At 43.0% G+C, this 25,266-nt stretch carries 23 protein-coding genes and 3 pseudogenes; 10 read left to right on the plus strand and 16 right to left on the minus strand.

Going from position 1 to position 25,266, the window contains the following annotated elements; genetic code table 11:
* Positions 1-204: 204 nt before the first annotated feature.
* From ONZ52_RS02995 to ONZ52_RS03040, 10 genes are all read right to left on the minus strand, one after another.
* A complete protein-coding gene (locus ONZ52_RS02995; protein WP_265217205.1) occupies positions 205-741 on the minus strand; it encodes a flavodoxin in 537 nt (178 codons plus the stop codon).
* A 13-nt stretch (positions 742-754) separates the two neighbouring features.
* A complete protein-coding gene (locus tag ONZ52_RS03000; RefSeq protein ID WP_265217206.1) occupies positions 755-1,642 on the minus strand; it encodes a helix-turn-helix domain-containing protein in 888 nt (295 codons plus the stop codon).
* Positions 1,643-1,804: 162 nt separating this feature from the next.
* On the minus strand, positions 1,805-2,233 hold the full coding sequence (locus tag ONZ52_RS03005) for an AAA-type ATPase lid domain-containing protein (protein ID WP_265217208.1): 429 nt from the start codon (positions 2,231-2,233) through the stop codon (positions 1,805-1,807).
* Between the two features lie 17 nt (positions 2,234-2,250).
* Entirely contained in the window at positions 2,251-2,991 is a 741-nt protein-coding gene (locus tag ONZ52_RS03010) for a sigma-54-dependent transcriptional regulator (RefSeq protein WP_265217209.1), read from the minus strand.
* A 7-nt stretch (positions 2,992-2,998) separates the two neighbouring features.
* Positions 2,999-3,178 carry a response regulator gene (locus ONZ52_RS03015; protein ID WP_265217210.1) on the minus strand — a complete coding sequence of 60 codons (180 nt, stop codon included), beginning with the start codon at positions 3,176-3,178 and terminating at the stop codon, positions 2,999-3,001.
* A 1-nt stretch (position 3,179) separates the two neighbouring features.
* Positions 3,180-5,258 carry a PAS domain-containing sensor histidine kinase gene (locus tag ONZ52_RS03020; RefSeq protein ID WP_265217211.1) on the minus strand — a complete coding sequence of 693 codons (2,079 nt, stop codon included), beginning with the start codon at positions 5,256-5,258 and terminating at the stop codon, positions 3,180-3,182.
* 82 nt (positions 5,259-5,340) lie between these two features.
* Complete coding sequence (locus ONZ52_RS03025; RefSeq protein WP_265217212.1) at positions 5,341-6,291, minus strand: AEC family transporter; 951 nt, start codon at positions 6,289-6,291, stop codon at positions 5,341-5,343.
* 21 nt (positions 6,292-6,312) lie between these two features.
* Complete coding sequence (locus tag ONZ52_RS03030) at positions 6,313-6,990, minus strand: response regulator (protein WP_111606598.1); 678 nt, start codon at positions 6,988-6,990, stop codon at positions 6,313-6,315.
* A 31-nt stretch (positions 6,991-7,021) separates the two neighbouring features.
* The gene (locus ONZ52_RS03035; protein WP_265217767.1) at positions 7,022-7,192 is read right to left on the minus strand and encodes an ATP-binding protein; all 171 of its coding nucleotides are present in this window, start codon (positions 7,190-7,192) and stop codon (positions 7,022-7,024) included.
* Entirely contained in the window at positions 7,129-8,427 is a 1,299-nt protein-coding gene (locus tag ONZ52_RS03040; protein WP_265217213.1) for a HAMP domain-containing protein, read from the minus strand. The genes ONZ52_RS03035 and ONZ52_RS03040 overlap by 64 nt, the downstream gene beginning before the upstream one ends.
* Before the next feature lie 50 nt (positions 8,428-8,477).
* Here ONZ52_RS03040 and ONZ52_RS24540 point away from each other — a divergent pair, with 50 nt between their 5' ends.
* From ONZ52_RS24540 to ONZ52_RS03060, 5 genes are all read left to right on the plus strand, one after another.
* Positions 8,478-9,008, plus strand: coding sequence for an acyltransferase (locus ONZ52_RS24540; protein ID WP_321160241.1), 531 nt, complete (start codon positions 8,478-8,480; stop codon positions 9,006-9,008).
* Positions 9,009-9,124: 116 nt separating this feature from the next.
* On the plus strand, positions 9,125-9,559 hold the full coding sequence (locus ONZ52_RS24545) for an acetyltransferase (protein WP_321160265.1): 435 nt from the start codon (positions 9,125-9,127) through the stop codon (positions 9,557-9,559).
* A gap of 110 nt (positions 9,560-9,669) precedes the next feature.
* Complete coding sequence (locus tag ONZ52_RS03050) at positions 9,670-10,836, plus strand: aminotransferase-like domain-containing protein (protein ID WP_265217215.1); 1,167 nt, start codon at positions 9,670-9,672, stop codon at positions 10,834-10,836.
* 189 nt (positions 10,837-11,025) lie between these two features.
* The gene (locus ONZ52_RS03055; RefSeq protein WP_265217216.1) at positions 11,026-11,742 is read left to right on the plus strand and encodes a YebC/PmpR family DNA-binding transcriptional regulator; all 717 of its coding nucleotides are present in this window, start codon (positions 11,026-11,028) and stop codon (positions 11,740-11,742) included.
* Between the two features lie 49 nt (positions 11,743-11,791).
* Entirely contained in the window at positions 11,792-11,998 is a 207-nt protein-coding gene (locus ONZ52_RS03060; RefSeq protein WP_265217217.1) for a DUF1289 domain-containing protein, read from the plus strand.
* A gap of 13 nt (positions 11,999-12,011) precedes the next feature.
* Here ONZ52_RS03060 and ONZ52_RS03065 read toward each other — a convergent pair whose 3' ends face one another.
* Entirely contained in the window at positions 12,012-13,139 is a 1,128-nt protein-coding gene (locus ONZ52_RS03065; RefSeq protein ID WP_321160242.1) for a glycosyltransferase family 4 protein, read from the minus strand.
* A gap of 276 nt (positions 13,140-13,415) precedes the next feature.
* On the opposite strand from ONZ52_RS03065, the pseudogene fabV reads away from it, so the two are divergent.
* A pseudogene (gene fabV / locus ONZ52_RS03070) lies at positions 13,416-14,619 on the plus strand (enoyl-ACP reductase FabV).
* Between the two features lie 280 nt (positions 14,620-14,899).
* Complete coding sequence (locus ONZ52_RS03075) at positions 14,900-15,301, plus strand: hypothetical protein (RefSeq protein WP_265217218.1); 402 nt, start codon at positions 14,900-14,902, stop codon at positions 15,299-15,301.
* On the opposite strand, the gene ONZ52_RS03080 is transcribed toward ONZ52_RS03075, so the two are convergent.
* From ONZ52_RS03080 to ubiG, 5 genes and pseudogenes are all read right to left on the minus strand, one after another.
* A complete protein-coding gene (locus ONZ52_RS03080; RefSeq protein WP_265217219.1) occupies positions 15,287-15,544 on the minus strand; it encodes a hypothetical protein in 258 nt (85 codons plus the stop codon). The two genes, ONZ52_RS03075 and ONZ52_RS03080, sit on opposite strands and share 15 nt — an antisense overlap.
* The gene (locus ONZ52_RS03085; RefSeq protein ID WP_428981160.1) at positions 15,477-16,166 is read right to left on the minus strand and encodes an insulinase family protein; all 690 of its coding nucleotides are present in this window, start codon (positions 16,164-16,166) and stop codon (positions 15,477-15,479) included. Before ONZ52_RS03085 ends, ONZ52_RS03080 begins: the two co-directional genes overlap by 68 nt.
* A gap of 21 nt (positions 16,167-16,187) precedes the next feature.
* Positions 16,188-18,313: pseudogene (locus ONZ52_RS03090) on the minus strand (insulinase family protein); the annotation flags it as partial.
* A gap of 73 nt (positions 18,314-18,386) precedes the next feature.
* Positions 18,387-19,130 (minus strand): YciK family oxidoreductase, encoded by a 744-nt coding sequence (locus ONZ52_RS03095; protein WP_265217221.1) that lies wholly within the window; start codon positions 19,128-19,130, stop codon positions 18,387-18,389.
* 20 nt (positions 19,131-19,150) lie between these two features.
* Entirely contained in the window at positions 19,151-19,873 is a 723-nt protein-coding gene (gene ubiG / locus ONZ52_RS03100) for a bifunctional 2-polyprenyl-6-hydroxyphenol methylase/3-demethylubiquinol 3-O-methyltransferase UbiG (protein WP_265217222.1), read from the minus strand.
* A 322-nt stretch (positions 19,874-20,195) separates the two neighbouring features.
* On the opposite strand from ubiG, the gene gyrA reads away from it, so the two are divergent.
* The 3 genes and pseudogenes from gyrA (at position 20,196) to pheA (ending at position 25,203) form a co-directional block, all read left to right on the plus strand.
* The gene (gene gyrA, locus ONZ52_RS03105; protein WP_265217223.1) at positions 20,196-22,883 is read left to right on the plus strand and encodes a DNA gyrase subunit A; all 2,688 of its coding nucleotides are present in this window, start codon (positions 20,196-20,198) and stop codon (positions 22,881-22,883) included.
* 75 nt (positions 22,884-22,958) lie between these two features.
* Complete coding sequence (gene serC, locus ONZ52_RS03110; RefSeq protein WP_265217224.1) at positions 22,959-24,038, plus strand: 3-phosphoserine/phosphohydroxythreonine transaminase; 1,080 nt, start codon at positions 22,959-22,961, stop codon at positions 24,036-24,038.
* A gap of 42 nt (positions 24,039-24,080) precedes the next feature.
* Positions 24,081-25,203: pseudogene (gene pheA / locus ONZ52_RS03115) on the plus strand (prephenate dehydratase).
* Positions 25,204-25,266 lie beyond the last annotated feature (63 nt).

Here is a 25,266-nt window from a genome sequence, read left to right on the forward strand (position 1 = left end):
AACGAATTGTGGTTAGGAAAAGAAATACGTGGCTACCTCCAAGCAGGAGAGAAAGGAGAGGTAGCCACGTTCCTCACGCAATATAGAGCAAGTCTCATAATTATCGCATTGAAAATAAGCTAAATTTGGGCATTCGGGGCAGCGAATGTGTGGGAACCAAATTTGAGTCGTTTACTTAAGTTCAATGGCCAGTCAGGTGATAATTTATGCGGCTTCTACTGCTCTTTCTGCGTAAAGTTGAATAACCCACTGTTCAATGCGTTGATCAGTAAGTTCAAATTGTTGATCTTCATCGATTGCTAACCCAATGAAATGCTCTTTGTTATGAACACAAGCTCTGGAAGCCTCAAACTCATAGCCTTCTGTTGACCACTGGCCAATAAAGGTTGCACCCGTTGGTAGTAATTTTTCGTATAACCATCCCATGGCGTCGACAAAATAGTCACCGTAACCAAACTGATCACCTAAGCCATACAATGCAATAACGGTATCGTCTAACGTCAAACTGGCTAGGTCGTCTCCAATATCTTCCCAATCGGACTGAATGCCACCGAAGTCCCAAGTCGGTATACCCAGAATAAGCATAGAATATTGTTCAAGCTGGCTCAGCTCTATGTCCTTAATGTTAAATAAATCAACTTGTTCACCAAGCTCTTCCCATTGTTTGGCTATTTTATGGCCAACTTCTTCGGTGTTGTTTGTGTCTGTGCCGTAAATAAGGGCTATGGATGAATTCGCCATGGTTTTCCTATTACTAATGGATTTGTCCGTATTGGTGACTACTGACACCAAAGTGTTGAATAAATGCCGCTTCAAATTGGTCTTCGGAAAAACCGCTTTGAGCAACAATATAGGGTTTTGCCGCAGGGTCTTGTCTGAGTTTAGCGGCGGCAGACTTAATACGACTACGAGTGCAATAGCTCTCGATAGATTGTCCAACGATGAGGTTGAAACCAATTGCCAAGGCTTCTGTATTGAGTCCAACTTGTTGGGCTAGGTGTTGAATATTCAGAGCGTCGTGTTGCGGTGTTTCTATGAGATTTTGCACATGAAACAGTTTTCTTTGGCAGTCTTCGCATTGCGATAGATGACTGAGTATTTGTAACTGTTCAATAAGCGTGAATATGAGTGAGTATAGATGCCCTGCAAGACTTATTGAATGCCCCTTGTGAGCGAGAATAGGGGCAAGAGCATTCAGTGTTTTTTCAGTTACGGGTAATTGAATAACTGCATTGTCGTTACCAAGTTTATCTCGCATAGTCACAAAATGCTGAATGATTTGATCTTCTGTTTCTCCCAAGATAGCCGCTAAGTGTGCAGGGCTGATACGAGCTTGCAAAAGGCTGTACTGTTCATCTTTTGCAACAAAAAAATGACCGCTAATATTTCTTGGCTGATAAGCAATCTGCACGGAATGTATATCATGTGCTGACTTGATTGGGCCGTTCCCTAAAAAAGAAAAATACAAACCTGATTGTGCTTCTTCCTGTATAGATAGATTTGTATTGCTACTTAAATGTTGGTTTAACCAGTGTAAATTGGGGAGAAGAGTAAGCAGTTGCTTATGACCGGATAGCCATGGTGCGACTGCCTCTTTGATTCTTCCGGTATTGTCATACACATCGCGCATGCTTATTTGCATCGTATGTCGCCTCTAATCTGATAATGGTTATCATTAAAGGTCTTTTTTATTTTCAATGCAAGTGATTCTCATTAAATATTTTATATGAGAATCACTTTTTTGATATCTTTCTCTGATATCTTTTGGTGAAAAGATTTTAAATGAGTGTGGCGACGGCGAGGGTTAGTCTAAATAGTCTGCTCTGTTAAGACCATACTTCTGCATCTTTTGGTTTAAAGTACGGCGCGGCAGTTGAAGTTGCTCTAAGACTAACTGAATATTGCCTTTTTGCTGTCGTATACTTGCTTCAATTAGGCTACGTTCGAATTCTTGAACTTTTACACTAAGTGGTAGTGGGGTGATGGTGTCGATGTCGTCTTGTGCTTGATAGCCGGCTAATATTTTTGCCACGCTGGTATTTGGTTCTAGTGCATAACGGAGTGCGACGTTTCTTAATTCGCGGACATTACCAGGCCAGCCATAAAGGGTGAGTGTCTCGTGGTCTATTGGGCTAAGTTGCTTAAAGTCCTTGCCACGCTCTTTGACCGCTATACGGCAAAAATGTTCGAATAGCAGTGGGATATCAGATCCACGGTGGCGTAAATCGGGCAAATGTATTTGAGAGACGTTTAAGCGAAAAATAAGTCCTGTCGAAAATCCGCCAAAGTCTGTAAGTCGTTTTTTGCGGCTGCTACGACACGTAAATCAATGTGAATGGTGTTATTGCTGCCAATTCGCTCCAATTGATTCTCTTGTAGAACGCGCAATAATTTTATTTGCATGGCGAGAGGCATGCTTTCAATTTCATCCAGAAATAAGGTGCCACCGCTGGCGTGCTCAAGTTTGCCGATACGTTGTTTGTTGGCGCTGGTAAAAGCGCCAGCTTCGTGTCCAAACAGTTCACTTTCAAATAAATCTGCTGGAATGGCTGCGCAGTTAATGGCGACAAAGGGGTGGTTGCTTCTCGGGCTGCAATCATGCAGTGCTTTTGCAACCAGTTCTTTACCACAGCCGGTTTTACCATACACAATCACGTGAGTGTCCATACTGGCAAAGGTTCGAATCTGCTGTCTTACTCTAATGATTTGTTCATTTTGTCCTATGATGGTTTCCTCTAGGCCGTGCAAATCCCCTAGGTACTGAGATTGATTGGCATGTTGGCGTTGAACTTTTCTGAGCTGAATGGCTTTTTCGACAGTTTTAAGCAGTCGATTGGGATCAAACGGTTTTTCGAGGAAGTCAAAAGCCCCATCCCGCAGTGCATTAACGGCTGTATCTACATCACCATGGCCTGTTATCAGGATAAAAGGGATTTCTGGCTCTTTTGTCAGACAGTCCGTCATGAGTGTTAAGCCATCAATAGGGGCCATGCGGATGTCACTGACAATGATGCAGGGTAAGCCGATACTGAACTTGTTGATGAGCCTCTTGCGCGTGGTGGAATTCTTTTACGACATAATCGGATAAACGCAGCCATTGTGCTGTGGTTGAGCGAACGATGTCGTCATCGTCAAGTAACCAGATTTCAATCTGTTGGTCAGTGTTATGGTTTTCCATATTAGGCCTTTAACAGTGTTAAGAGGAAGACCAACTGCGAGTCTCCGTTATGGTTCGCGGTTAGTGTCCCGTTCATATCTTTTGCTAAATTTGCGCTGATAGCAAGCCCAAGGCCTAAGCCTTTGCCAATAGGTTTAGTGGTGAAAAAAGGCTCGAAAATATGAGTCAATTTGCTTTTTTCGATGCCTGGTCCATTATCTTGATAGCAAATGGTTATTGTGTCGTTTTGCTCATGAATAGCGATGTGAATTTTAGGAATGATTTTATGCTCAGTACAGGCTTGTATTGAGTTGCTAATCAGGTTTGAAAAGATTCTTTCGAGTCGAGTGGGTTCGGCCATCACTTTGTCCAAATCACTGAGTGTTATTTGCCACTCTATGTCTTGTGCTTCCTCGCCAAGGCTTTCTATTGCTTTGTGTACAGCGAGTTTTATGGACGTTGAAGTCAGTTGTTCTGGTCTGCGGTAGGCAAGCACTTTTAATTCACTGGTAAGCTTTTGCATTCTTACTACCAAGGACTCTAAGTCGATGAGTGTTTTTAGCGCTTGTTCTGCATCTTGGCGTTTTAATAAAAGCTCGGCGGTGTAAGCCAATGTCCTAATTCCCGTAAGGGGTTGATTGAGTTCATGGGCAATGGCTGTCGACATCTGTCCGATGGCAGCTAGCTTTTCGGTTCTTAACAGTTCTTTTTGTGCGGCCTCTAGGGCTTTGGTTCTTTCCAATACTCGTTCTTCTAAGCGGGTATTCGCTTCCAATAAATTTAGCTCTGCTTTTTTACGTTTGCTGATGTCGAGTAGTGTGACTAGATAGCCTTGTGAACCGCTCCACTTTAAAGAAGACACTGATAAAAGGGCAGGGAAAACTTGGCCATTGTCTTTTTGTAAGACGACTTCTTGTTCAAGTAAATTACGTGTTTGAGCATTGTCTAATGTCTGTGTTTGTAATGATTTTATAAAAGACAATGCGGTTTGATTTTCTGGACAGTCTGGCAAAAACTCATAGAGATAATGTGTGTTAAGTTGTGCTCTTTGGCCGAAATAGCGTATTCCCATTGGATTAACAAAGGAAATTTCACCGTATTTAGTCAGTCGTAGCAATCCTACATGCGTGTTTTCTATGAGCACACGCTGTTGCTGGGCACTGTTCGCTATCAGTATTTCGTTTTCTCGTTTCGAGGCAATTTTTAAGGCACGTTCACGACGGTATAGCCAGAAGAGAAACAGTAAGGCAAATATCCCCAAGCTGATAAAGGCAATATTTTGTGCTTTTTTTTGAATGCCTTTCAAATTAGACAGATAGTGAATTTGCCATTTAAGGTCGTCTAGAGTGACATTTTGTAACAAATAGTTTTCGTCTTTAAGGTGGTAGATTTTAGAACGAGTATTGTTTAGAAATTCAATGTCTGTGTGGTTGTCTAACCAGTTACTGACTAATAGGCCGTTTAATTTACTGGCTAAAAACAGCAGGCTGTTTTGATCTGTCATCACCACAAGATCTTCTAAAAGATTCCAGCGTTCTATTAAGTTGCTGACATTAATTCGAACGGCGACAGCCCCCGCTAATCCTGTAGAAGTATAAACAGGTGCCAGTACAAGGTGGGCAGATTTGGACTGCATAGGATTGTAGCCAGAGACCAGCATGTATTCACCTTGTTGTTCTTTTAGTACATTGCTTAGGTTTTGTTTGCTGAAATAGTCGTCTAACTCAAAGTTGGGGGACTGTTCACTTGAAACAAGCAGGTCGCCTTGAGCCGAGAGAATAAACCAATCTTGGGTCTTAGATACGTGGGTCAAATCTTCCAGTTGACGCTGCAATAGCTGTGTTAGCTTGTTGTCGTCTGGATTGTTCATAAAGTTCAGCAGGGTAGGGTTGTCTGCTAATGCATAAGGCAGTATGTGATAATTTTTTAATTCATTGCGCAAATCTATAACATAGCTGAGTAGTTGATCTTGTCCCTCTGAGTGTTTGTCTATAATCAGTGCTTGGTAAGCTATACTGTTTACAGCAAAAAATAATGCCGTCAATATGGTGCAACCCGCTGACAGGAAAAATAGACGATGTTTACGGAATTGTGAAATCAAAAAAATCTCGCAGGCTTTTATTATCGTTTTTGTTTTTCACATAATAATAGTAAAGCCATGGCTTTGTAACGCACTTAGTCAATCAGATGAGATTAAAACTACGTAATAAAGTCACCCCGATACTAGTGGTAAGTAAGGATACGATGGTAGTAATAACAATGATGTTTGCAGCCAGTGCAGAGTTCCCTTTCATCGCGCGAACCATAATGTAACTGGCTGACGCCGTCGGGGCGGATGACATTAAAAAAAGTACACCAAGTTCCACGCCTCGATAACCTAGTAAATAACCGCCAAACGTGAGTGTAAAAGGGATAAAGATAAGCTTACCAACGGAAGCGACAATGGCTCCTAGCATACCATTTTTTAAGGAACTGAAACTCAAAGAAGCGCCCGCACAAAGTAGTGCTAATGGTAGTGTCATTTGTGCGAAATAATCGCCTGCTTTATATAGAGTGGATGGTAGAGAAAGGCCAGTAAAAGAGCTAATAAAGGCCGCAGAGATTGCAATGATTAGTGGGTTTTTAGCGATTCCTTTTAGAATGCTAATTAGGTTGGCATTGGCGCCCAAAGCACGACTTAAGCCAATCACGGATAAGATATTAAACAATATTGTGACACCACCTAGATAAACTGATGCGACAGCAAACACATCATTACCATAAGCGTTTACACAATATGCTAAGCCAATGATGCCCATGTTAGAGCGAAAAGCCCCCTGTACTAAGACAGCACGTTCGGCTTTATTTGGAAACCAGATAGACAGCAGTAGTTCGAGTGCAATATAGGTGACGGTGACCGCAATCATCGCGTAGAGCACTAAAGAATAATCTGTGTCACGGGTTAAATCGGTCTTCGATATGCTAATAAAAAGCAGTGCAGGGAGGGTGACGTTGAACACCAGTTTAGAGGCAGTATCAATGAAATTGTCATTAATAATTCTTACTCGGTAAAGAACAACTCCTAATGCCAATATCAAGAATATTGGCATAGTAATGGAGAAGGAAAATACCAGTACGTCTAAAAAGTTGCTCAACGTTATTCCTTACAAAAAATGTCAATCGTTATTTTCGAAGCGGTAGCCTGCGCCGTAAACAGAATGAATAACATTTAATTCAGGTGCCACTGCAGAGATTTTTTTACGCAGTTTTTTGATGTGGCTATCAATAGTGCGGTCGCTGACGACACGACTGTCGGCATAAATACTCTTCATTATGAGGTCTCGACCAAATACACGACCAGGTTCTTTGATCAGTAATTGAAGTAGCTGGAATTCGACGGTCGTTAAGTCGATCAAATCACCTTTGTAGGTCGCACGTAGACGATCAACATCTAGATCAAAGCCATCTGTTCTAGGGGATTCAGCTTGATCCAATTCAACGCGACGTAAGTTGGCTTTAACGCGCGCCACGATTTCACGTGGACTGAAAGGTTTGCATACATAATCGTCAGCGCCCATTTCTAAGCCAATTAAACGATCGATTTCTTCCGCTTTTGCAGTCACCATAATGATAGGAACACCGCTAAATTGACGAACTTGTTTGCATATTTCTACGCCGTCCAAGCCTGGAAGCATCAAATCCAACAAAATGATATCAACTTGGTTGTTTTTGATGTAATTAACGGCGATGTCTCCACGATCAAGGTGATGGTGCTCGTAACCCGCTTGATCTAAATAGGCTGCCATTAATTCCGCTAGTTTTGGTTCATCTTCAATAATCAGTACTTTGCTCATAATCTTATTCGTTCCTATTCATTTTAAGGGACTAGTTTAAAGGGAATTCTATTCTTATTCCTAAGCCACCAGCAGGGGAGTGATAAGCACTGATCGTGCCCTGATGCCCATCCACAATATTAGAGCAAATAGCAAGGCCTAAACCTCTACCACCTGTTGCTCTGTTCCTTGAATTTTCGACACGGAAAAATTGTCTGAAAATTTTGTCTTTATCGTTTTCATCGACACCTGGGCCGTGTCTTCAAAAAGAATAATGGCTTTTTTATTCTTTTTGGATAACTTAATTGTGAGCTTTCCTGGTGCGTTTGTATATTTTAATGAATTATTCATTAAGTTCGCAAAAAGCTGATGCAATCGATCAGAATCCGCATTCATAACAATAGGGCTTTTTTGCGAATATTCAAATGCTAATTCTAGGCCAGCCTCATTGAAGGGTAACGTCATAGATTGAACGGTTTGTTCAATAATCTCATTTAACGACGTGTCTTCCATTTGGTAGCTTAAATTCCCCATATCATGCATAGATAACTGGTTTAAGTCATCAATTAGACGCGCGATGTGAAGTGTCTCTTGCTGCAATGATGCAAGACTTTCCGGTGTGACTTTAATGATGCCATCTTGCATGGCTTCTATTTCGCCACGAAGAATTGCCACTGTGGTCCTTAGTTCATGCGCTGTGTCGGCTACCCAGCGCTTACGGGCTTCGCGGGTATGCTCAAGGGTGCAGGCCAAGTTGTTAAAATCACAACTTAGCTTTGCCAGCTCATCTGAGCCTTTTACTGCAATTCGAGTTTCGAATTTTCCTGCGGCCAATTTTTTTGTCGCTTGTTGCATAGACGTGATGGGCCGACTCAACCATTGCGCCAAAGGCCAAGTGAGTAAGGCTGCAATAGCCAGCATAAATGCAGAGATGAGTAAAAATGCTTCACCTTGTTGACGCACGAATCGTAGCGTTTGATCTTGCACAAGCTCTCTAATGGAGCGCAGTCCAACATACCCCACTATTTTTTTATTTACTTTTACAGCATGTGTTTCAGCATCGGTGAAACGTACCTTACCAATAATAGGTTTTTGTTGGCTATCATAGAGCAGGAAACGCTGACGATAATATTGTGATGGATAAATCAAATCCAAATTCGGTGTGCTAGGCGGCGGGATTAGATCGCGTAAGTTGTCCAGTTTGGCTTGATGCCATTCGCTTTCCATACGGCTTTCTTGAACAAGAAAATACCAGTCATCGTAATAGATGTATAGGTTAGCCGTTCTGTTTGCCATTTGTTCTAAAAAGTCACGATCGCGTTCTGTTGCATAGGATACAAATCCTCTGTCAAAGCTCCACTGAAAGACTTGCCACATAGAAACAATAAGCAAAATATTACTCAAAACAAATACAGCGAATAGTTTATGACGAATCTTTAACCCTTTGGTAATGGTCATGGCTGGGGCTGAAATCCTATTATGTCCTGTTGAGGTGTCGCAGACAGGGGATGAAAAAAATCGATAAACAATTACTTATGCAAAGCAAAATTATGAGCAATTCTAATCGTCTGTTTACTATACAGTTTTTGAGTGAAAGCTGGCTACTTGGTTGGAGTGTAAATAATGAGGATTTCCAATCAAGAGTTTCCTTTAGTATTATGCGTCAATTTTGTATTTTAGGTCTATTTATGGCTGTTTTATCTGTGTTCAAAGGGTTAGTTTCGTTTGCCTTGATTGTCTTAAACACCTTGGTTTGTTTTGTGCCTGTTATGCTTTTGGCGCTGCTGAAATGTATTTTGCCATTGGCATCGGTACGCGCATTGTTAAATAGGATGTTGGATAACATTGCTACGTTCTGGATAGGGGCAAATAATATCAACCAGCGTTACCTTGGTCGTTCGGTTATTGATGTGTCTGGGGTCAATGATTTTGCATTAAATGATTGGTATATGGTAACGGCTAATCACCAATCTTGGGTGGATATCCTTGTTCTGCAGAGACTTTTTAATCGCCGCATTCCCTTTATTAAGTTTTTTTAAAAAAGAGCTTATTTGGGTACCTTTTATCGGTTTGGCTTGGTGGGCATTAGAATTTCCATTTATGAAACGTTACAGCGCAGAGTTGCTTAAAAAAGCCAGAACTAAAGGGAAAAGACATTGAGGTAACAAAAAGAGCTTGTGACAAATTCCAGTATTTTCCTGTGTCGATTATGAATTTTTTAGAAGGGACGCGCTTCACAACAGAAAAACATGACCAGCAATCTAGTCAGTATAAGCATCTTCTTATGCCTAAAGCAGGAGGTTTGTCCTTTGCCTTAAATGCTATGGATGGGAAGTTGCATCAATTGATTGATGTGACCATTGTTTACCCCAACGGTATTCCGAGTTTTTTTGATTATCTTTGTGGCAAGGTGTCCTTAATAAGAGTGCACGTTAGAGTTATGCCGATTGAGAGCGCCTTGCTTGGTGATTATCAAAATGATGGCGCTTATCGAACCTATTTTCAGCGCTGGGTTAATGATCTTTGGCAGCAAAAAGATCAGCAGTTCGAATATTTATTACAGGCCGAGGCGGAGCATCTCGATCAGTGAAGAACAGACTTTCTTCTGTATCCTTCAATCATTCGAGAATTGTATCTTTTCTCTTTTCTTAAAATGTCTGACTCTATTTTCTCAACTCTTAATTTGTCGAGGCGCTTGGTATGGATATCTCTCATTTATTGACTTCTCATTCACGAAGCATGGAAGCCTCTTTGGTTCGTGAGCTGCTGCATTATAGTCAACAGCCAGATATTCTATCTTTGGCGGGTGGTTTGCCTGATGAAAATCTGATGCCAGTTTACCCAGACTTGAAGCAATTAACAGACAGCCGACAATATGGCCCAAGCGAAGGTGAAAAAGATCTACGAGAATGTATTGTATCTATTGTTGCAGATCGAGGCATCCAAACATCAGCAAATAATGTGCTGGTAACCAATGGCTCTCAGCAAGGTTTAGATATCGTTAGTCGTTTGATTTTGGACGTAAACTCGACCATTTTAACCGAGCAGCCGACGTATCTCGCTGCTTGTCAGGTGTTTAAATTGCAAGGAGCGAAGGTTCAAGATGTCCTATCGGATGCAGAAGGAATGTCTGTTTCAGCTTTGCGCGATGCGATTGAAAAGCACCATCCGAAAGCGGTTTATTTGATTCCCAATTTTCAGAATCCAGCAGGGCATTGTTATAGCTTGGAGCGTCGACGCGAGATAGCTGCTTTGCTTGACGAGAAAAACATATTGTTGATCGAAGATGATCCGTATCGTGATCTTTGTTATGACAATGTCGACCTTACGCCTATTTCAACTTTGATAAAACAAGCACCCTGGCTGTATATGGGGAGTTTCTCGAAGGTTTTGTGGCCAGGATTGCGTACTGGCTATATCGTTTCTTGTGAGGTTTTTTCTCCTTACTTGGTTAAAGTAAAGCAAGCGGTTGATCTTCATACCAACCGTCTTAGTCAGAGTATGATTACGCAGTTCTTTAAGTCTGGACAATATCCAGATCACGTTATCAAGCTCCAACAAGCCTATAAAGAAAAGCGAGATGTAATGGCGGAGGCTTTGAGTGTGCAGCTTGGGGATCTCGTTGAATTTTCACTTCCGGCTGGCGGCATGTTCTTTTGGGTGAAATTGCCCAAAGGTGTTTCATCGCAATTAGTGCTAACAGAAGCGTTGAAAGATAAAGTTTTGGTTCTTCCTGGAACGCCTTTTTTTCCCTGCAAGAGTCCACTTGATGATTCGTTTCTAAGATTGAGCTTTGCTCGTGTTTCACCAGCGCAAATCCATCAAGCGATTGCTGTTCTTGCGAAAGTGATTCGACGGCTTATTTAGCTATCAGTCGCTCGTGTGCGTGTTGACGCTGCCGGTTGAGTGTCTATATTGGCTAGGTTTTTTGTTCCATAGCATTTTTGTTGTGGTAAGGCTGGCTTTTTATTGTATTTATGCTTGGCTAGCAGTTCCTTCTTTTTCGGCGACACGTTAGAATCTTATTTTTAAGATTGTATAGAATAGGAATATGTAATGGGCAGAGCCTTTCAAAACCGCAAAGAGTCCATGGCAAAAACGTCTGACCAAAAAGCCAAGGTTTACAGCAAATACGGCCGTGAAATTTATGTATGTGCAAAGTCCGGTGGTATTGATCCTAATGGTAATTTGGCGTTGCGTTCACTGATCGAGCGTGCGAAAAAAGATCAGGTGCCTACTCACGTTATCGATAAAGCGATTGATAAGGCGAAAGGTGGCGGTGGAGAGGATTTCGACACGGCTCGCTATGAAGGTTTTGGTCCTGGCAACACCATGGTGATTGTGGATTGTTTGTCTGATAACCCAAACCGTACTTTTGGTGACGTGCGTACCTGTTTTAACAAAGTAAAATGCAAAATCGGTAGCCAAGGCAGTGTGAGTCATATGTTTGATCACAGCGCTATCTTTGTTTTTGCTGGCACTGATGAAGAAGCGGTATTAGAAGCTTTGATGTTGGCCGATGTGGATGTGACGGATATTGAGCTAGAAGATGGCAAAGTAACGGTATTTGCGCCACATACTGATTATAGTAAAGCAAAAACGGCGTTAACCGATGCGTTTGGCGATATCGAATTTGAGGTCGATGAAATTCAGTTTGTCGCGCAAAATACAACAGAAATTCAAGGTGAAGAAGTTGAGCAGTTTGATCGCTTCTTGGATCTTTTGAACGACTTGGACGATGTTCAGCGCGTTTATCATAACGCTGAATATTAGCATCAAAGGCCTTGGTGAAGTATTTCTCCAAGGCCTTTTATCTTTTTGTATGTTGGTAAAAATGACCAAGCCTAAGCCTCAGTTAAAATCTCCTTGTGTCAATGTGTGTCTTCTTAATGATGAAGATATCTGTGTTGGCTGTTATCGAACAGGTAAAGAAATCAGCCAGTGGGGAAGTATGAATAAAGCTTCGCAGCAGGCGGTGATGAAGAAGGTTCGTGAGCGAGAGGCCAAAAGCAGCTTGGTTTCTGACTAGCTGCTTCGAGTTGCTAGTGTTGGTCTTCTTGATTTTTGTTTTTCAGCTCAATCCATTGCGACATGTATTGTGTGCTTTTAAGGCTGTGGTGTCGCAGCATTAATCCCAAAAAGTGTTTCTTTCTCAAGCTTTCCTTTAGCTGATATTGCAGCTTCAGTCTATTGATGAATTTCGGTTCCCATTCATCTGCTTGATAGCGGTTTTTTAGGATTCTAATGCCATTGTGTTGCATTAATAGCCAGCTTTCTTTGTCTTGATAGAGAGAGACAGCGGCGTCGACAAAGGTTTCCATGTCATCGGTGATGACGCCATTCCATGGTAATTCCCCGTGCATCGACTCTGCGCCAATGCTGGTGGTGATGCTCGGTGTGCCGACTTGCATGGCTTCCACTAATTTGCCTTTGATTCCCGCGCCAAAGCGTAATGGTGCTAGGCAAAGTCGCGCTTGTTGCATCACAGCTTGAGCATCTTCAGCCCAACCTTTTACTAAAAAGCCTTCTTTTGTGTTGTGTAATTGCGTGGCTTTTGGTGGAGGGTAAGCACCGTAAATATGCATTTCTGCTTTTGGCAGACGTTTGCGAATCTTTGGCCAAATTTCCGTTTTTAACTGCAAAACGGCATCCCAATTGGGTGCATGTCGAAAGTTGCCGATGCTAATAAAGTGTTGGCGCTCTTCGAAGCAGGGTAAAGAATCGATGTCTTGTGGTTTCGGCAGCATAAATGGCAGATGAAATACGTGAGTTTCTGGTACGTGAAACTTATCCACTAATAGTTTTGTTTCGACTTCGGAAATCATCAAGGTCAAGTCGCAACGGTGGATAGCGGCTATTTCACGAATGCCATGCTCACTAAAAAGGTCTTCAGGCGCAAATGGCCTATTTTGTCTAATCGCATCATGCCTAGCTTGTCGTAATGAGTGAAGGTCTTCCGTATTCAGTACGCGTAGTGAATCTGGACTGAACTTTTCTACTCGCCAGCCAAATTGCTCCTCCATCATAAAGCGATCAAATATTACAATGTCTGCTTTTTTGTCTGCAATGTAGGTGTCAAATGAGGCACTGTTAAGTTCAATACGTTCGGCTTTTATGCCTAATTTGGAAAGATCTGTCATGTGCTCGGTTTGTTGAGCAGGTACTCGCAAAGGATATTTGCCATTGCTGTTTATAAAAGCACTGTAGCAGTTGCAGCATTCTACTGCCCGCGGCAGAAGAGTTGGGTTCAGGCCAGACGTAGCCGATGATAAGTAGGTGCACGGTGATTTTTCTTGGCCTCTGTGAGCATTTGGTTCTGTATTTTAACGAGAATCAGGACATATTCGTCTGGCTATTGTATCATGACGCACAGATTTGTCTTGCCTACCTCATTTGACGGGATAGTCGGGCAAGATGTAAGCAAAACATGACGTTGAGAAGATATTATGATCATAAAACCAAAGATTCGCGGATTTATTTGTACAACAACACACCCAGTAGGTTGTGAGCAAAATGTAAGAGATCAAATTGCTTTTACTAAAAGCAAAGGGGCGATTGTAAATGGTCCTAAAAAAGTACTCGTAATCGGTGCATCAAGTGGTTATGGCTTATCTTCTCGTATCGCTGCGGCATTTGGTTCTGGTGCGGCAACCATTGGTGTTTTCTTTGAAAAACCAGGCACAGATAAAAAGCCGGGGGACAGCGGGTTGGTACAACTCTGCAGCATTCGATAAAGTGGCGAAAGAAGAGGGTTTGTACGCGAAAAGTATTAATGGTGATGCTTTCTCAAATGAAGCACGTGATACCGTGATTGACTTGATTAAACAAGATCTTGGTCAAGTGGATATGGTGGTTTACTCTTTGGCTTCTCCGGTTCGCAAAATGCCAGATACAGGGGAAGTAGTGCGCTCTGTTCTTAAGCCGATTGGGCAGCCATACCGTTCTACGGCCATTGATACCAATAAAGATGTGATCATCGAAGCGGAAATTGAGCCAGCTACTGAAGAAGAGGTTGCTGCAACAACGACGGTAATGGGTGGGCAAGATTGGGAGCTTTGGATGTCGGCTTTGCAAGAGGCGGGCGTGTTAGCGCAAGGGGATCGTACAGTAGCTTATTCTTACATTGGTTCTGATATTACTTGGCCAATTTACTGGCATGGTGCGCTTGGCAAAGCAAAAGAAGATTTAGATCGCGCTTCTGCGGCTATCGATGTTCAATTGGCTAAGATTGGTGGTGGCGCGAATGTGGCAGTATTGAAGTCTGTGGTGACGCAAGCATCTTCCGCTATTCCTGTTATGCCTTTGTACTTGGCAATGGTGTTCAAGGTGATGCGTGAAAAAGGCCTTCATGAAGGCTGTATGGATCAGATTTATCGTATGTTTGCAGAACGTTTGTACAACAATCATAATCCAGCAGAATTGACCGATGATAAAAACCGTCTTCGTCTGGATGATTGGGAATTGCGTGAAGATGTTCAGCAAGCGTGTCGTGATCTTTGGCCGCAGGTAAATGACGCTAATCTCTTTGCCGAAACCGATTACCAACTTTATAAAGATGAGTTTTTGAAGTTGTTTGGTTTTGGTTTGGATGGCGTTGATTATGATGCTGATGTCAATCCAGAAGTTGACTTTGATGTTGTGACACTTTAAGTGTTGTGAGTTTTAGATAGTAAAGACTAAAAGGAGCTTTCAGCTCCTTTTTTTATGGCTTGTTATCTCCTATAGTGAAGGGGATTAGGCTTTGGAGTGTATATGAGATATTCAATGGTGTTGTTCTGTGCTGTTTCTATGTTTGCGAATGCTCAGACAATTGAGCGTCAACCAGTGGATATTATTTATGGTAATCAGATAATCCGCACTCAACATCAAGTTGTCGTGAGACTCGAAAGACGAAGTGGCCGTTATTCCGGCAGAAAAGGTAAGAGATGGTTTGGGGCCAAATATTGTCATAACGGCGGATGGTCAGGGATTGTCTTATTTGGAAGAAAACGCGATCGCTGATCGCGAGCAAGCTATTTACGATGAAGTAAATAAGCGAACCGAAGAGGCGCCTTTTACGGTTTTGTTTACAGGTAATATTCCCGAAGAGATTCAAGAGAAACGTCTTCGGATGATGCCTGAAATTGGGATTTTTGGTGACCAAGTTGAACCTAAAAAAGAGCCTGTAGATGGCTCTGCTCCCAATGTTGGTGATTTCTCTCCTATCGGGAAAGGTGTTTCTTCTGGCCAATCTAGCGAGGCAGTCCAGTCTGGCGGGGCAGATCAGCCTAATGGGGCAAAAAGTGCACCCGCTACGGATAAAGAGAGGCTTGAGCAGTTAATTGGCGGTTAATTTATCCGGAGAGGTTTCTATCCAGCCTTGCGACGTTAATGCTGCTGGAAAGGCTTTGTTGTGAATGATGATGTTGCTAATACTCTCTGACCGCAGTTTGTTCTCTAGAAAATCTATGAAGTCTGTTTTGTCTATGGCTTCTACACTGTCTATCCATTCTTTCTTGGTGTGAAAATCAGGAGTGGGTTTGGCTATCTGATGCCATTCCTCTAAGGCGTTGTCGCTTAGATTTTTGGCGGTCATATTGAGGCTCGTCTAGCAGTGCAATTTTTGTGGTGTCAAATTCTTCCTTAGTTAAGGCGAGAAGTCGTTTTTCCTCTTCCTTTAAAAAATCTTCAATAGTACTGATGATGGTTGCCATGTCTTGGTTTGGTGATTGCACCAGCAGCCCTAGAATTGGGGTGTTTCGAATGCTTAGGTCTTGTGCTCCAACGATGTAGCCTAGTTGTTTTTGGGTTCTAAGTTCTTGGTAGAATCGGCTGTTGACGAGCTTTCTTAGCATGGCGAAGTAAGCTTTTTCAGTGATGGCCTTGTTTGATGTTGACGTTTCTGGGCTTGTGTCAATCAAGGTATACAGCACTACATTGTCGCTGCTAGTTGATGTAAATGGATAGTGCATTTTTTGATTTGCTGGGATGGGTTTGGTTTGTATCTCGATTGGTTTTTTGGGGACCAATCGTCCAACAAAGCGCTGATGCAAGGAGTGGGCGAGGGCCTGAGTTTGCTCCTTGGTGACGTTGCCTGTGCTATAGCCAACTAGATCAAAGCTTGCGCGGGCCTCTTTTATATACTGTTGTAAGTCTTCAAATGACAGGTGGGGCAGGGCGTTTTCTAGTTGTTCTATTGTGAAGCTGTCTTTTGTAATAAGAGTGCTAAAGGTGCTATAGGCATTACTGTAGGCCTGTCTACTTTTTTGATTGGCAAAGTCTTTAGCTAATTGGGTTTTTATTTGAGCAAAGCGTTCGGCGCTTGGGCGAAATAAAAAAACTTGGTCTATTAGCCAAGTGGTATAGGTGTTTTGCTTATCTGAGTAGCCGCTTGTGCGTAAGGTCATGCCGTTTGCATGCGGGTAAAATTGATAGCCTAATCCAGCGATATAGGGTGAATAGGTTAATTCGCTTATGCTGTCGTTATAGAGTCGGCTCCATAGTTGATTCAGTAGGGCGTTTTGGGGGAGTCGGCGGCATGGTTAAATCGTATTGCAATAAAATTCATTGCTGTGGGTTTGCCAAAGCTTGGGTCGGACTTGTGCCAGAAAGTGAAGCCTTGTTGATGAAAGACAATGTTTGGTGTGGTGTCTTTTTCGGTGATTAGGTCTAGGTGTTCTGGAATAAAGCGATTTTTTTCTGGAAGAGTGACATGGGTATTTTTTACGGATAGGTTGATGAAGTCCAAAAATGCAGAGCTGAACTCATTGTTGCTATAGGTGCTTTGGTACCAAGGTTCAGTCTGCCATGTTGGTTTTTGCTTTGCCCAATGTTTGGGGAAGGCTTTGTTGGTAGCAACCTGCACTAATAGATGTTTTGTATCGAGTTGTTTTAGTAGTTGGCGAACCTGTTTATTGTCGGCGGTCTTTTCAATGCGAAAGCTGCTTAGTATGTCAATAGCTGGAATTTTAAGTAGTTTTGCTGACAGCGTGCGAGCAAGGTTTTGTGGAGCGGTGTAGTTTTGATTGTTGTACATAAGTTGGCTAAGTTGCACCCCCTCTAATTGATACATGGGGTTGATTGGTGTTGATTGTAATAGGCCTATTGTGGCGAAAATGCGCTTCGCAACAGTATCTATATTTGTTAATCCGCTGTTTGTTAAGTGTGCCGTGACGGTGAAAAAAGCATTGTTTCCATAGTCTGGACTAACGCCTGCAGAGAGGCTGTTGATCAGTCCATCTGCTTTGAGTGAGGCATACAGAGAGCCCTCATTTTCGTTGCCTAAAATATACGATAAGTAGCGAGTGGGTCGGGTTTTGTAATGATTTTCTTGGGCGTCAATTTGGTATTGGAAGGATAGTGTATTGCTGTCTATTAGGGATTGAACAAATTGTAGCTGTGGTTGGTTTGTTTTCATTAATGTTGGGTAATGTTGTTTTGTTGGTGTCTGTTTGCTGGGTATGTCAGAAAAGTATTGTTTGGCGAGAGTGGCCATGTCTTGGTGGGATAGATTGGTAACGAGTACAAGTGCCATATTCTCACTGAAATAGTGTTCGTTATAGAGTGTTAAGAGCTGTTTTCTTAGGGAGGCTTCAGGTCTGTCTTTTAATGTTTCAAGGTTGCCAACGGTAAATCGGCTGTACGGGTGTTTGGGATTGAGTAGTGTTTTAAAAGCTTGGTTGTTGCGGCGACTTTCGTCTTTCAGTTTTGCTTTATACTCTGAATCAACAGCGTTTTTTTCTCTTTGAGTTAAGGACTCGCTAAATAAGGGGGTCGTAAAAAATTGTGCAAACCTATCTAGAGCGCCTTCGTATGCCGAAGGTTTAATGTCGAAATAAAAATTTGTTGTATCTGTACTGGTGTAGGCGTTATTTGAGCCGCCATGATGGTTTATGTAGGATTGGTAGTCGCCCGGTTCTGGGTATTTTTCGGTGCCAAGAAACAGCATGTGTTCTAAAAAGTGTGCTAAACCTTGTTGATTGTCTGGGTCTTGAAAGCTGCCAACATTGACGGCTAACGAGGCTGAGAAGCGCTCTGCTTGAGGGTCGCTGACCAGTAGTACTTTGAGGTGATTAGGCAGTGTTATAAGGCGATAGTCATTTTTGTCTGTTAGGCTTTTGTTGGGGATCTCTAGCATGTTCATGCCTGTTGGAGAAGTGGAGAGATCATCGTCTTTTGCTCTGTTTATTTCGTTGCTCGTCTGTGTCGAACGTGCTGGTGTGATGCTTGTCATTATGGCGTTGCTTATATTTGGCTGAAGGTGGGTTTCTGTGGAGATAGAATTGCCTGCTTGAATCGAAAAACAGGCAAGTGCGATAGTGAGTGCAAACCAATAGGGGATGATTTTTCTAATAGTGTTTATCATGGCTTCAGATTACTTAAGCCTGTGATGAGATGCAATGGACAAGTTTTTGTCCATTGCTAAAAATGGGCCAACTTTATTGAGCGTCTAAAGATTGGCCGTTTACATTCAGGCTGTCATCACCCATTAAATAAAGATAAAGTGGCATAATATCTTCTGCAGCAGGCAGGGTTGTTGGATCCTCGTCAGGGTAGGCGTTTGCCCTCATATTCGTCCTTGTGGCTCCAGGGTTTATGGCATTTGCCCGGACATTTGGTGAGAGGCTTTGTAGCTCACTAGAGAGCAGTTGCATCATTGCTTCTGTGGCGAATTTAGAGATGGCATAGGCGCCCCAGTTGGCTTTGGCTTTTCTCCCTACGCCTGAGGAGGTAAAAATAATAGATGCGTTATCTGCTTTCTGTAAAAGAGGGAGTAGGGCTTGGTTTAGCAGTAATTGACTGGTGACATTAACGCGCATCACCTGTTCAAACAGTACTGGGTCGTAGTTTGCTAGATTGGTGCGCTCACCAAGTAGGCTGGCGTTATGAAGAATGCCGTCAAGGTGGCCAAACTCACTTTCAATGGTATTGGCAAGCTCTATGTAGTCGTGTCCTGCGGCACCATCCAAGTTTAGTGGGACAATGGCTGCCTGGGGATATTGCTGCTTTTCTATATAGTCGTAAACTGCTTCAAGTTTCTTGGTGGTGCGCCCTAACAGAATAACAGTTGCACCGTGTTTTGCATAAGTAATGGCGGCGGCTCTTCCTATGCCGTCACCTGCGCCTGTAACAAGGATTGCTTTGTCTTTGAGTAGTTGGCTCGGGGCTTGATAATCAAACATATCTCCTCCTTGCGTCTTTATCAGACTTTGATTTTTTGAGTATGCATTAGGTAATTGACTGACACGTCTTTGTCATTCAATTTGTACACTTTGCTCAACGGGTTGTAAGTCATGCCTGTCATGTGGGTGACTTCGTCTCCCGCTTGTCTTGCGTAATTATTGAGTTCGGCCGGTTGGATGAATTTGGCATAATCGTGGGTGCCTTTAGGTAGCATTTTGAGTATGTATTCAGCCCCGATGATAGCGAATAAGTAAGCTTTGGGGTTTCTGTTTATGGTAGAGAAAAATACGTGACCACCTGGTTTTACTAACGCCATGCAGGCATTTATTACAGAGGCGGGGTCTGGTACGTGCTCTAGCATTTCAAGGCAGGTAACGACATCGTATTGGCCAGCTTCGCGTTGTGCGATTTCTTCTGCGGTGATTTTCTCGTAATCAATATTGAGCTTGGATTCTGTCAGATGCAGTTTGGCAACGGCTAGAGGAGCTTCGCCCATATCGATGCCTTTGACATCGGCACCTAGCTTTGCCATTGCTTCAGATAAAATGCCGCCGCCACAGCCTATGTCGATAACTTTTTTACCTTGTAAGCCTTCTGAGCGTTCATTTATATAGTTGGTGCGCAAAGGGTTAATGTCGTGCAGTGGCTTGAATTCATTTTCTGTATCCCACCAACGGCTCGCGAGCGCTTCAAACTTGGCAACTTCATCTAGATCTACATTGTTTTGCTGAGGGTTTGTCATTTGTTTGGCTTCCGTTTTTCAGTGTTGCTGAGGTTGGAGTAAAGTGATGTTGTATATGGATAAAGTTTATTTTGACAGTATAGCGCCAACCCTGCAGGTGACCAATAGTAAACTTCTTTTGTCCTAATAGTATAACCACTTAGCGCGCTTGGGTGAAATGGGAGGCGTTGAATTGAGATTGGGGAGAGCATAATTGTTAGATTGAGCTACAAAACATGCTCCTCAAAGGGGTGTTATTTATTTCCTTATGTTACAATACGGCGCTTATAAAAAGATATTAGGGAGTCTTCTTGACTCCAAGGCATAAGGATCGATTGTATCTATGGGTGAATTAGCCAAAGAAATTATTCCCGTCAGTATCGAAAATGAACTTAAGGGATCTTACCTAGATTACGCAATGAGCGTTATTGTCGGTCGAGCATTACCTGATGTACGAGACGGGTTAAAGCCTGTTCACCGTCGCGTTCTATTTGCGATGAATGAACTTAAAAATGATTGGAATAAACCGTACAAAAAATCGGCGCGTATCGTCGGTGATGTAATCGGTAAATATCACCCACATGGTGATTCTGCTGTATACGATACGATTGTTCGTATGGCGCAGCCTTTCTCAATGCGTTATACCTTGGTCGATGGTCAAGGCAACTTCGGTTCTGTTGATGGTGACAGTGCCGCGGCAATGCGTTACACAGAAATCCGTATGGCGAAAATTTCTCATCATCTTCTGATGGATTTAGAGAAAGAAACCGTCGACTTTGTGCCTAACTATGATGGCACTGAATTTATGCCAGAAGTATTGCCTGCACGTGTGCCTGGACTGTTAGTGAACGGTTCGGCTGGTATTGCAGTAGGTATGGCGACTAATATTCCACCTCATAATCTTGGTGAGATTATTGATGGTTGTTTGGCGGTGATTGATAACGCTGACATTACTATTGATGAACTTATTGATCATATACCAGGGCCAGACTTCCCAACAGGGGCGTTTATTAATGGTCGTGCTGGTATTATTGAAGCTTACAAAACTGGTCGCGGTCGTATTTATATGCGTGCTCGTCACCATTTCGAAGACATGGAAAAAGGCAATCGCCAATCCATCGTTTTCACTGAGATTCCTTATCAGTTGAACAAAGCGAAGGTGATTGAAAAAATCGCTGAGCTAGTTAAAGAGAAAAAACTGGAAGGTATTAGTGAGCTTCGTGATGAATCCGACAAAGACGGTATGCGCATCGTAATAGAGTTGCGCCGTGGTGAAAACCCAGACGTTGTTGTTAATAATATTTTCTCGCAAACTCAGTTACAGTCTGTGTTCGGCATGAACATGGTTGCCTTAGTTGATGGCCGTCCTCAACTGTTAAATCTTAAACAAATTCTTGAATGTTTCGTTAAGCACCGTCGCGAAGTTGTTACTCGTCGTACTATTTATGAGCTTCGTAAAGCGCGCGAACGAGGTCATATCCTTGAAGGCTTGGCGGTTTCCCTAGCGAACATTGATCGTGTTATTGAACTAATTCGTACCTCGCCAACTTCGGCTGAGGCCAAAGATAAGTTGGTGAATGAGTCTTGGCAGCCAGGCAATGTCATGGCCATGCTTGAGCGTGCTGGTGCTGATGCATGTCGTCCAGATGATTTGGATGCTGCTTATGGCTTTGTTGATGGTGCTTATCATTTATCACCAGACCAAGCGCAAGCGATTTTGGATTTACGTTTACATCGTTTGACTGGTCTAGAGCATGACAAGTTGCTTGGTGAGTATAAGGCGCTTATTGAGACTATTGGTGAGTTGCTGAACATTTTGTCTAACCCTGATCGTCTGATGGAAGTCATCCGCGAAGAATTAGAAGAAGTTAGAGACACGTTCGGTGATGCGCGACGTACTGAGATCTTAACGTCTCGTCAGGATTTGACGATCGCAGATTTGATTGATGAAGCCCCTATGGTGGTGACAATTTCGAATACTGGTTATGCGAAATCTCAGCCATTAGTTGAGTATCAAGCGCAGCGTCGTGGTGGTCGTGGTAAGTCTTCTGCTAGCATGAAAGATGAAGACCACATCGAGCATCTATTGGTTACCAGTAGTCATGACACCATCATGCTATTTAGTAATTTTGGTAAGGTTTACTGGTTACGTGTGTTTGAAATTCCGGTCGCTAGCCGTAGTGCGAAAGGTCGCCCCATTGTTAACCTGTTACCGTTGAGAGAAGGCGAATCTATCTCTGCGCTATTGCCTTTGCCGGTTGTTGAAGCGGTTGAAGCTGATTCGGAGTCGGATGATGACGTTGCTGATGATGCTATTGTTGAGGCAAGTAGCTATATCTTTATGGCGACGGCAAACGGAACGGTTAAAAAGACAGCGATGCAGCACTTTGCTCGTCCTCGCTCCACGGGATTGATTGCGCTTAGCTTGGATGAAACCGATGAGTTGGTTGGCGTGTCTGTGACCAATGGTGAAAACGATATTATGTTGGTTTCTTCTTCTGGTAAAACAATTCGCTTCAAAGAATCTGATGTTCGCGCCATGGGGCGTACTGCAGCAGGCGTTCGTGGTATTCGTTTGGGTGAGGGTGCTAAGGTGGTATCGCTTATCGTCCCTCAAGAGGGTTCAGCGGTATTGATGGCCTGTGAAAATGGTTATGGCAAACGTACTTTGGTAGAAGACTTCCCTGTGTATGGTCGTGGCGGTCAAGGTGTTATCGGTATTCAGGTGTCAGAGCGTAACGGCCCGGTAATTGGTGCTGCTCAGGTTGATGAAACGGATGAGATTATCTTGATTACTGACCAAGGAACCTTGGTTCGTACTCGCGTGACCGAAGTGTCTTGTCAGGGACGAAATACTCAAGGTGTGACCTTGATTCGTTTGACTAATGATGAGCATCTGGTTGGTATTGAGCGTGTCGTTGAACACGATGAAGGTGATGTTGAGATAGATGAGGCGGACGAAGTTGTCATCGATCAATCGACAAATGATGGCGAAGAGTCACCCGATAATCTAGATTCCGATACGGAATAGAAAATAAAGCGACGCACCTAGGTGCGTCGCTTTTGTTGTAGATAGGTCCTGAAAATACTAGAGGTAATAAGCAGGATGAGCCGAGTATATAATTTTTGTTCTGGTCCAGCAGCGCTTCCCGAAGCGGTTTTGAAAAAAGCACAGGCTGAAATGTTAGATTGGCATGGTGCGGGTGTTTCTGTAATGGAAATGAGTCACCGTAGTGCTGAGTTTATGTCTATTTTGGCATCGGCTAAAGCGCGCTTGTCGCGTTTAATGAATATCAGTGACGACTATGAAATCTTGTTTGTTCAAGGTGGTGCGTCTACTTTATTTGCTCAAATTCCTGCAAACCTAGTAAACGGATTTGATTCTGCTTGCTTTTTAGATACAGGTGCATGGTCTTCAAAAGCCATTAAAGAGGCAAAAAGATACACTAAGGTTAATGTTGTGGGTTCATCAAAGGAGCAGAACTATCTTACGGTTCCTGACTTTTCAACTTTATCATTGGATGAAAGTGCTGCGTATTTACATCTTTGTCCTAATGAAACCATTGGTGGCTTAGAGTTTTCTGATTTGCCAGAGACTAATCTTCCTATCGTTGCTGATCTGTCTTCTACTATTTTGTCTCGAAAAATCGATGTCAGTAAATATGGTCTTATTTACGCTGGTGCGCAAAAAAATGTCGGTCCAGCGGGTGTGGTTATCTGTATCATTCGTAAGGATCTGTTGGCGCGCAGCAGTGATGAGTTGCCGTCAATATGGAACTTTGCCAATTTGGCGGCAAATGATTCTATGATCAATACGCCGCCAACCTTTGCGATTTATTTGGCGGATTTGGTGTTTGAGTGGCTGGAAGCTCAGGGTGGTGTTGAGGCGATCGAAGCCATTAATATTCGCAAGGCGCAAGCTTTGTATGACTTTATTGATTCAAGTGATTTTTATTCAAACCCTGTTGACCCTGCTTACAGATCGCGTATGAATGTGCCGTTCATTCTGGCGGATGAGTCTTTAGAGTCTCTTTTCTTGCAAGAGTCTGAAGCCGCAGGCTTGCGCACATTGGCTGGGCATCGTTCAGTTGGCGGCATGCGCGCGAGTATCTATAACGCTATGCCGATGGAAGGGATTGAAGCTTTGATTGACTTTATGCGTGCCTTTGAGAAGCGTCACGGATAATAGATACCTAATAAGCAATAAGAACCACGGATAACAAATAGCATGTCAAACTCTAAGCAAACAGTACCCGATACGCTGCCTTTATTGCGTGATCGTATCGATTCTATTGATTCGCAAATACAAATGCTGATAAATGAGCGTGCTAGATGCGCTCAAAAAGTAGCGGAAGTAAAATTGGCTGAGCAGGGCGGAGACGCGGTCGTCTTTTATCGTCCAGAGCGCGAAGCGCAAGTGTTACGTAGAGTGATGGAGCGTAACGAGGGGCCTTTGGGGAATGAGGAAATGGCGAAGATCTTTCGTCAGGTGATGTCTTCTTGCCTTGCGCTTGAGAAGCCAATGCGCATTGCTTTTTTGGGGCCTGAGGGTACGTTTACACAGCAGGCCGCATTAAAGCACTTTGGTAAGTCTATTATCAGTGCGCCTATGGCAGCCATTGATGAAGTGTTTCGTGAAGTTGAGTCTGGTGCGGCTAATTATGGTGTCGTGCCGGTTGAGAATTCGACAGAGGGTGTGGTGAACCATACCTTAGATAGTTTTCGCGATTCACGTTTAAAAATTTGTGGCGAAGTAGAAGAGCGCATTCATCACCATCTTTTGGTGAGTTCCAAATATTAACGCGGATGATGTTACGCACATTTATTCCCATCAGCAGTCTTTGGCGCAATGTCGTGCTTGGTTAGATCGTTATTGGCCACACGTTGAGCGTGTTGCGGTGAGTTCGAATGCTGAAGCGGCTCGTCTTGCGGCTGATGCGGGGCGAAGTGGTCGAGCGATTGCAGCGATTGCAGGTGAAGTGGCTTGTGAATTATATGGCTTATCAAAAGTATCCTCTAATATTGAAGATCGCCCTGATAATACGACGCGCTTTTTGATTGTTGGTAATCAGGATGTACCGCCCAGCGGTAAGGATAAAACGTCATTGCTCATTAGTGCTAAAAATGAGCCGGGTGCTTTGTATCGATTACTTGAAGCCTTCGAGCGTCACGGTGTTGACATGACACGTTTGGAGACTCGTCCTTCTTTAATGAGTCGATGGGGTTATATTTTTTATATTGACTTCGTTGGTCATTATTTGGACGACGACTGTCGCGCTGTGATTGATGATTTACGTGAACGAGCTTCGGAAGTGAAAGTGTTGGGTTCCTATCCTGTGGCTGTGCTTTAGCAATTATTTAAGAGTGTTATGCTTTGATTGGTGAAAGTGATTTTCAGGCGTCCGTTGATATGG

The sequence above is a fragment of the Marinomonas rhodophyticola genome (assembly GCF_026113935.1).
Taxonomy (GTDB): Bacteria; Pseudomonadota; Gammaproteobacteria; order Pseudomonadales; family Marinomonadaceae; genus Marinomonas; species Marinomonas rhodophyticola.